Source organism: Actinophytocola sp., from assembly GCF_049647105.1.
Classification (GTDB): Bacteria; Actinomycetota; Actinomycetes; order Mycobacteriales; family Pseudonocardiaceae; genus Actinophytocola.
Window position 1 is genome coordinate 1 of record NZ_JBARWZ010000152.1, and the last position, 6,427, is coordinate 6,427.

General features: G+C 71.8%; 6 protein-coding genes. 2 read left to right on the plus strand and 4 right to left on the minus strand.

What is annotated here, in order from left to right:
• The coding region (locus WBA97_RS19165; protein WP_424232222.1) for a LuxR C-terminal-related transcriptional regulator at window positions 1-1,562 on the plus strand (1,562 nt) is incomplete at its 5' end.
• A gap of 51 nt (window positions 1,563-1,613) precedes the next feature.
• The gene (locus tag WBA97_RS19170; RefSeq protein ID WP_424232223.1) at window positions 1,614-1,757 is read left to right on the plus strand and encodes a hypothetical protein; all 144 of its coding nucleotides are present in this window, start codon (window positions 1,614-1,616) and stop codon (window positions 1,755-1,757) included.
• Here the strand turns inward: WBA97_RS19170 and WBA97_RS19175 are convergent.
• The 4 genes from WBA97_RS19175 to WBA97_RS19190 all read right to left on the minus strand — a co-directional run.
• A complete protein-coding gene (locus WBA97_RS19175; RefSeq protein WP_424232224.1) occupies window positions 1,735-3,249 on the minus strand; it encodes a dynamin family protein in 1,515 nt (504 codons plus the stop codon). The genes WBA97_RS19170 and WBA97_RS19175 overlap by 23 nt on opposite strands.
• Window positions 3,246-5,105: a dynamin family protein gene (locus WBA97_RS19180; RefSeq protein WP_424232225.1), complete on the minus strand. Its 1,860-nt coding sequence runs from the start codon at window positions 5,103-5,105 to the stop codon at window positions 3,246-3,248. The genes WBA97_RS19175 and WBA97_RS19180 overlap by 4 nt, the downstream gene beginning before the upstream one ends.
• Window positions 5,106-5,187: 82 nt before the next feature.
• Window positions 5,188-5,952: an IniB N-terminal domain-containing protein gene (locus tag WBA97_RS19185; protein ID WP_424232226.1), complete on the minus strand. Its 765-nt coding sequence runs from the start codon at window positions 5,950-5,952 to the stop codon at window positions 5,188-5,190.
• A 17-nt stretch (window positions 5,953-5,969) separates the two neighbouring features.
• Window positions 5,970-6,427: hypothetical protein (locus WBA97_RS19190; protein WP_424232227.1), on the minus strand; the 458-nt coding region annotated here is incomplete at its 5' end.

Consider the following 6,427-nt stretch of genomic DNA (forward strand, 5'->3'; position numbering starts at 1 on the left):
CGTCCGAGGTGCTCGCCGCCGCCGCCGAGGAGGCGCTGCGCACGTCCCCCCAGCTCGCGACCGAGCTGTTCGACGCCGCGGTCCGCGCGGGCGGCACCGCGAGGACCATCACCGCCCGGCGCGCGCAGGCCGCAGCGCTCGCGGGCGACCCATCGCAGGCCCTGCGCTTCGCCGACGAGACCCTCACCGCCGAGAACCCGACACCAGAGGACCGCAGGCGCGCCGTCTCCGTCACCGCCGCCGTCCTCGCCCACCGCGGCTTCGCGGAACGCGCCGCCGAGCTGTACCAGGGCCTCGGCGACGCCGACATGCTCCTTGCCGTCCCCGCGCTCCTCGCCACCGGCGAGCTGGACCGGGCCCGCGCCGTGCTCGCCACCGCCCCGCCGAGCGAGCACGACGCGCCCACCCTCACCGCACCGGCCGTCCGGCTCGTCGCGAAGGGTCTCCTCGCCACCGTCGACGGCGACGTGCCCGCCGCGTTGTCCTGCCTCACCCGCGCGGCCTGCCTCCTCGAACCGGCCGGCGAGTCCGTCCTCCTTCCCTACAGCCCGGCGGAGCTGCTCGCGCTCGTCGCGGCCCAGTGCGGGGAGGTCGCGCTCGCCGACACGATCCTCGGGCAGGCGGTCGCAGCGAAGGTCGGCGGCGGCCTCGCCCATGCCGGGCTCCTGTTGCTGCACGGGTGGATCGCGATGACCCGCGGCACCGTCGGCACCGCCCGTGAGGTCCTCGACCGGGTGCGTGAACCTCTCGAACCCACCGACGAGGTGATGGCCGCCGCGCTCACCGCCGCCGTGGCCCGCCGCACCGACGACGTCACCGCCCTTGCCGCCGCGTTCACCAGGGGCCGCACCGCACTGATCCGCCACCCGGTGCACCTGTACCTGCTGCGCCCCTTGGGAGAGCTGACCATCGCGGCCGCCGTGCTCGGCGAACCCGACGCGCTCGCCCCGCACCTGGCGCGGGCCGACGACCTGCTCGCGCGGCTCGGCGACCCGCCCCTGTGGACCGCGCCCCTGCGCTGGAGCGAGCTGCACGCCGCGCTCGTGGCAGGAGACCGGGCGGCCGCGGACGAGGCCGCGACCACACTGCGGGCACTCGCCGACCGCGCCCCGCACGTGCGTGCCCTCGCGAGAGCCGCAGACTGCCTGCTCACCGGCGAGACCGACCCGGCGGTCATCCGCGCGGCGGCGATCGGTCTGCGGCTGGCCGGCCTCGACTGGGACGGGTCCCGGCTGGCCGCCGAGGCCGCCGCCCGCACCGGCGACCGCAAGGCGGCCGCGGACCTCATGGCACTCGCCCGCACGCTCAGCGACACCGTGGAACCGCTGCCCCCTGGCGACACCGCGGACGAGCCGGTCGCGCTGACGCTCAGCGAACGCGAGCTGGAGGTCGGCAGGCTCGTCCTCGCCGGGCTGACGCACAAGCAGATCGGCGCTCGGCTGTTCATCTCCGCCAAGACCGTCGAGCACCACGTGGCCCGCATGAAGACCCGGCTCGGCGCGGACGGCCGCAACGAACTGTTCGGCCGCCTGCGCACGCTGCTGGAGAACACGGAGCAGTAGCGGCGCACAACCGTCGGTTGTCCGCACCCCGCGCTCGGGAGCCCTGCCGACGTGGACAAGCAGGCGGCGGCGAACTTTCCCCGGCGGCATCCCGGATACCAGGCCTACCAGCAACAGGCGGTCAACGAGGCCATCAAGTCCGGCAAGGTCCAGGTGCCGCGGGGGTCGCCGGTCATCGTGTCGCCGACGAAGTAGGAACGGCGTCCAGGGAGGCCACCACGCCCTCGCACGTCCTGGCGACCGCGCGGTACACCCGTACCTGCGGTCGCCCGGCGAACGGGTCCTCCGCACGCTGGCGCCAGCGGACCAGCTGCGTCAGCGCCTCGGCACGCACCGCGTCCGAGGGGGCATCCGATGGCAGCGCGAGTCGTGCCGCCGCGGTGACGCCCTCGCTGCCCAGCAACCGTTGCACGGGCGCGGAATCCGCGTCGGGCAGCATCAGCTCGCCGCACCGCAGCGCGGACAGCAGCCGCAGCTCGACGAACTCGTGTGCGCCCGAGGTGATCCGCTCCACCTCGGCGGCGAGGACCGCCACCGCGTCCGGTTCGGCGCCGGGGATCCGCGTGCGCAGCACCCGTTCCACCGCGAGCAACCCGGTCCGCGCCTTCAGCAGGTCGCGCCGCTGCGTGAACTGCGCCCTCAGCACCGTTTGCAGCTCGGTCAACCCGCTGCCCCGCACCAGCTCGGCGGCCAGCGCGGTCGAGTCGGTGCAGCCCTGGCGGATGTGCATCATCGAAAGGCGCAGCCCGTACAGGCCGAAGCGGTCGAGCAGGGCGTGCCGGAAGTCGGCAGGCACCGCCGACAGCTCGGCCAGCCGCTCCGAGCGCAGGAACCGGTGCGTGGACAGCAGTGCACTGTCCATGTCGGACCGTGGCGCGGCCGCCAGCGTGGCGAGTGTGTCGAACTCCCGCTGCGCCAGTGTCCGGCCGGTGGCCGCCAGCAACCCCGCGACCGGCAGCACCGTCTGGCACAACCCGCGCAGCGCGGGGGAGGAGCGATAGCGGCGGGCGATCCGGCGCGCGGACAGCATCGCGTCGATGCGGCCGCCGCCCACCTCGTCGGCCCGCGAGATCACCGCGATCGTGTTGACCGCGCTGGCTTTCGCGACGCCCTGGTCCCGGAACGACTCGAGGAACTCCGCGTCCGCGACGTGCAGGTGCCGCATCAGGTAGACGACCGCGTCCGCCTCGGCGGGGGTGTCCTCGTCCGGCGTCAGCAGGTTCACCGTCCGCCGCGACACGCCCGCCGACGTCGACGCGATGCCGGGGGTGTCGATGAGCGTAACGTCCCGCAGGCTCCGCGACGGCCAGTCCACGACCAGCTTCCGCAGCCGCTCGGCTGGCACGTCCCGCAGCCGCACGGCGAGGCCGTTGGCGTCGCGGTGCAGCGGCAGCGGCTCCGGTGGGCCACTGTCCGGATAGGACACCACCTGGGGCGTCGGCGCGTCCCGGTACCAGGTCACGACCTTCGTGCACTCGCCGGCGTCGGTCGGCGCGATCAGCTCGCCGACCAGCCCGTTGAGGAGGGTCGACTTGCCCGCCTTCACCTTGCCCGCGATCGCGACCCGCAGCGGCTCGTCGAGCCGGTCCAGCTGGTCGCGCAACGACTCGGCGACCTCGGGCGCGCCCGAGTACACGGTCACCGCCCTGCGCAGCACGTGGCGCACGGAGTCGGTCAGTGCGGTCACGATGCGGCCTCCAGTTGCCGGTGGCCGGCGCCCGGCGCGAGTGCGAGCGCCCGGTCCCGCAGCTCGCCCAGCCGCTTCAGCTCCGAGCCGATCTCCGCCAGCCTGCGTTCCTGTTCCTCCTTGGACGCTCGCACCGACCGCTCCGCCGACGCGAGCGAGTCCTTCAGGGACCGGTTCGTCTCCTCGGCGCGGTCGGTGTAGTAGTCACGCAGGTCGCGCTGCACGCGGCGCAGCAGTTCGCGGGACTCCTTGCCTGCCTGGAAGATCACGTCGTCCGCGTAGCGGCGGAGCGCGGCCTTCGCGTCGTTCTGCCGCTTGGCGTACACCCGCCGCCGGTCGTCGGTGAGCCCCTTGCCGCCCAGCAGCAGGCCGGCCCCGACCGAGAACGGGTTGATCAGCGGCATGCCCACGATCGTGCCGAGCATGCCGAACATCAGCACGCCGACGTACCCGCCACGCAACCCCGACAGCGCCTTCTGGCCGACCCCGAACGGTTCGCCGAGCCGCAGCTCCATGCCGTGCACGCGAGCGAGGGGGTCCTCCGCCGCGGTGCGGATCCTCGGCAGCAGCTCCTGATCGCCGGAGAAGTGCTCGGACACCTGGCCCGCGAGCCAGCGGGCGCGCTGCGCGGCCCACAGGAAGTTCGCGGCGACCGCGGCGCTCACCTCCTGTTCCACCCAGGCGGCGAGCTGGTCCCACGTCTTCTTCGGGTCGCCGCCCTTCATGACCTCCTCCTCGGCCTCCCGGACGATGTCGCGCATCCGGTCCCGCAGGTCGTAGTCGATGTCGGCGTTCAGGTCGGCGATGCCGTCGCTCAGCGTGTGCTGCCAGCGGGCCGACCGTTCCTTCAGCGCGACAGCCTGCCGCTTCGCCTCGGTGAGTCCCCGGATGACCTCCGCCGCGTGGTCGGGGTCGGTGTACCCGGCCTGCTCCGCGAGCAGGGCGGTGGCGACCTGCTCGGTCACGGCGGCGATGTCGTGCGCGGTCGACCGGCGCGCCAGCACGTCCGCCTGCCCGGCGACCTGATCGAGGAGGTAGTCGGTCAGCTCGGCGAAGCCGGACTCGCGGTCGGCCTCGTCGTCGTTGTTGCGGATCGCGTGCACGCGGAGCGCCGAGGACACGGTGAGCAGTTCGGTGTCCAGCCCCGCCCGCTCCAGGTGCGCGCGGTCCAGGTCCGCGATCCTTGGCCACTCCGGGTACAGGTCCGTCTTGGACAGTACGCACAACACGTTGGGGCACAACGCGGTCGCCTGCTTCAGGAACTCCAGTTCCGGTGCCGTGTACTCCTGTGAGGCGTCGGACACGAACAGCACGGCGTCCGCCGATGGCAGCTCGGCCATGGTCGCGGCGCCGTGCACCGAGTTCAGCCCGCCGACCCCCGGGGTGTCGACGATCTCCAGCCCTCGCGCCAGCAGCGCGCGGGGGATGCCGATGTCGGCGTAGCGCCACCGCTCCCTGTTCTCCACGTTGCCGGTCTCGGCGATGTGGCCGCCCAGCTCCTCGATCGGCAGCTCGACCCGTTCGAGCTTCGCGGCGGCGGGGTCACCGGCCTCGGTGCCCCTGCCCGCCTGCTCGATCACGCGGACGAGCGCCGCGGTGGGCGCCGGTGCGTACCGGACCACGGTGGGCACCGAGGTCGCGATGTCGTCGAACACCGGGCAGACCGGCGCGCGCACGAGCCCGTTGACGAGCAGGCTCTTGCCCTGCTTGAACTCGCCGACGACCAGCACGCGGATGCGGTCGGTCCGCAGCCGGTTCGCCGACGCCCGCAGCCGGGCCTCCAGGTCCGGCCTGCGGTACGGCGCGATCACGCGCAGCGCTGCCTCCAGCGCCTCGACGGACTCGGCTCCACGCATTGGTTCTCCCTCGGTGTGTGCTCACACGGAGCTCATCGCCCGCCCGGGTATGTGCGGCCTGTCCACCCGGGCGGGCGATGTTTTACTCGGACACGAGTGCTTCCGTGTCCAGTTCTCCACCCGTGTCGGCGTCCACCGTCGGCCACAGGTCGTCGGAATCGTGCACCGCGAGCGGTGCCTGCTCCTCGGGCGCCACGTCCACATCGACGTAGTCGTCGTCCGAGGTGTTGTCGTTGAACGAATCGTCGACCGTCGTGTCCGTGGACAGGTCGGTGCCCGTCTCGCTCACCGTGGTGTTGTGCGACCCGGTCAGGGTGGCGTCGTCGTCGGAGTTGACCGAGTCCGCCATGTCGTCGCCCGTCACGACGCTGTCGTCGATCGAGCCGCCCTTGTTGTCCACCCCGTCGTTGTCCTGGTTGAACGAGTCCTCGATCACGGTGATGTCGTTGTCCTCGTTGAAGGAGTCCGTGATCGTGAGGTCGCCCTCGGAGTGGATGGTGATCGTGTCGCGGTCGTCGACCGTGATGATGATGTCGTTGTCGTCGACGTAGTAGTAGTTGTACTCGTTGGTGGTGGGGCCGATGGTCACGTCGTAGTGCTTGGTGATCACCGAGATCTCCGCCACCGGGTCGTCGTCGCCCCCGAAGTGCGGTTGCCCGCCGACGGCGTGCACGCCGACCTGGTCGGCCACCATCGGCGCCGCGTCCCGGATGTCCTCGCCGCACATGCTGTCCAGGCCGTACTGCTCGAGCACGCCGTCCGGATCGGCGCGGAACTCGTCCGCCAGCTCCTCATCGCCCAGCAGGGCCATGAGGAAGTCGATGAGCGAGGAGATCGTCGTGGTCATGTGACGTACTCAGCCCGTCAGTCGATCTCGACTTCGACGTCCTCGATGTCGAGGTCGAGGTCCAGGTCGAAGCCGTCGTTGTCGAACACGTTGCCGTTGAACGAGTCCGTGTAGGACGTGTGGCTCGAGTTGTCGGTGGTGTTCTGCGTCAGCGTGTCGTTGTAGGAGTCGCTGATGGACACGTCGTCGTCGGAGTTGAGCGAATCCCTGATGTCGTCGCCCGCGACCACGCTGTCGTCGATGTGGCCGTGGCTGTTGTCGACGCCGTCGTTGTCCCGGTTGAACGAGTCCTTGATCATGGTGATGTCGTTGTCCTCGTTGCCCACGTTGGTGAACGAGTTCGACACGCTGATGTTCTGGTTCGCCGTCACCGCGGCCGCGCCGCCCGCGCCGCCGTCGCCGCCGCTCGCGTCGACCGGGCCGGAGCCGGTGCTGTTGGAGCTGTTGGCGTTCGCGCCGGCGTCCGCGTAACCAC

Excerpts from the sequence above, each read along its gene's own strand:
- WBA97_RS19185 (WP_424232226.1), bottom strand. The coding sequence starts at position 5,952 with ATGACCACGACGATCTCCTCGCTCATCGACTTCCTCATGGCCCTGCTG.
- WBA97_RS19180 (WP_424232225.1), bottom strand. The coding sequence starts at position 5,105 with ATGCGTGGAGCCGAGTCCGTCGAGGCGCTGGAGGCAGCGCTGCGCGTG.